Annotated in this window: 2 protein-coding genes; both read left to right on the top strand. The window is 75.2% G+C overall.

Annotated elements, in window-relative coordinates; translation table 11 throughout:
• On the top strand, positions 1-747 hold a 747-nt coding region (locus tag GT042_RS27540; RefSeq protein WP_237531262.1), incomplete at its 5' end, for an alpha/beta hydrolase.
• 123 nt (positions 748-870) lie between these two features.
• Positions 871-1812: phosphopantetheine-binding protein (locus GT042_RS39925; protein ID WP_272925760.1), on the top strand; the 942-nt coding region annotated here is incomplete at its 3' end.

The raw sequence follows: 1812 nt of genomic DNA, 5'->3' as shown, positions 1-1812 counted from the left end.
GTGGTGCTGGCCCTCGCGCCCGGCATGCCGGCCCGGCTGGCCGAGCGGTGGATCCGCGAACTCGCCCGTACGCACTACGTGGTGACCTGGGAGAGCCGGGGCCTGTTCGCGGATCCCGGCGAACCGGCGCCGGGCGACTACGGTGTGCCCGCGCAGGCCGGGGACCTCCTGGCCGCGATGGACCGGGCCGGCGTGGCCCGGGCCCATGTGGTGGGACTGTGCGGCGGCGCCGTGCCGGCCGTCACCGCCGCCGCGCTGCACCCGGACCGGATCACCTCGCTCAGCCTCTGGCACGGCGACTTCGACCTCGGCCCGGACAGCCCCAAGACGGACCACCAGCGCAATCTCCAGGCCCTCATGGCGATGGCGTGCTCCGACCCCGGGCTGGCCGCGACGATCCACGAGACGCTCTGCCGGTCGATCGGCGACAACGTCCCCGCCGACCTCGCCCACCTGGTGCTCTACCCGTACGCGACGGCCGAACTGTTCGCCCGCTACTGCGCGTTGAACAGCGCGGTGATGGGTGAGGACCTCCGCCTGCGGCTGGCCGGGCTGGACCAGCCGGTGCTCGTCGTGACCAGCACGGACGACCACACCGCCCACCCCGGCGGATCGGCGGCGGTGGCCGCCGCGCTGCCGGGCGCGGTGAGCCTGGTCCGACCGCACGGCGACCACATCTCGGTGTTCCGGGGAGAGCCGGAGCTGTTCGAGGCGGTGGCCGGGTTTCTGGCCGAACACCCGCTCTGACGCGCTGATGTGACGTTCCATCAGGTCGACCCGGGGCGTCCGGGGCGCCGCTCCCCGCCGCACCATCCGGCTCGCCGAGCCGGGCACCGCACACCCCCCGCCCCTGCCGCGAAGGAGGATCCCATGAACCACGACGACCTCGCCCGCTCGGTCGTCCGCCTCGTCGGCGAGGTCAGGTCGGGGGGCGCGGAGCTGTCCCTGGACACACCCCTGCGCGAGTACGGGCTCGCCTCGCTGGCGGCGACCCGTCTGGTGCTCGGGATCGAGGCCGCCCACGGGGTCAGGATCGCCGTCGACTGGCTCGGGGCGGGGGCCACCACGCGCCAACTCATCGACAAGTTGGCCGAGTCCGTCCCGCCGTCCCCCGGCGCCGACCGCCCGGACAGCTCCCCGGCACCGTCCGGGCCGGATCCCGGCGGGGAGCCGTTCCCGCTCACACCCGTCCAGCAGGCCTACCTGGTGGGCCGGGACCCCGACCTCGGCCCGGACCCGGTGGGTTGTCGGCTGTACCGCGAGTTCGCCCTGCCCGCGCTCGACCCGGTACGGCTCACGGCCGCCTGGCGGCGCCTGGTCGCGCACCACGACATCCTGCGGATCCTGATCGATGACGACGGCCGCCAGCGGATCGCCCCGGAGGCGCGGGCCGACATCCCCGTACACGACCTGGCCGGAGCAGAACCGGACACCTTCGCCCGGCACGTACGGGAGGTCCGCGAGCGGCTGACGGACCCGGCGCCGCTCCAGGCCGCCGGCTGGCCGCCGTACACCGTCGAGGTGTCCCTGGGCCCGGACGGTGCCGGGGTCGTCCACCTGGACATCGACGCCATGCTGACGGACGGCCACGGCCTCGGTGTGCTCCTCGACCACTGGTGGCTCGGCTACGAGCGGCCCGACGACCCGCTGCCTCCCTCGGCCGTTCCCCTGCGTGACGCCGTCCTGTCGCTGCACGCACGCCGCTCCACCCCCGTCCACCGTGAGGACCTGGATCACTGGTGCGACCGGCTTGCCCACCCGGCGCCCGCCGCCCCGGCGGCGGCCCGGACACGCCCGGAGCCCCGCCCCGGC

Origin of the sequence: Streptomyces sp. SID3212 (assembly GCF_009865405.1) — a bacterium.
Classification (GTDB): Bacteria; Actinomycetota; Actinomycetes; order Streptomycetales; family Streptomycetaceae; genus Streptomyces.
This window is presented reverse-complemented; position numbering and strand designations above follow the sequence as displayed.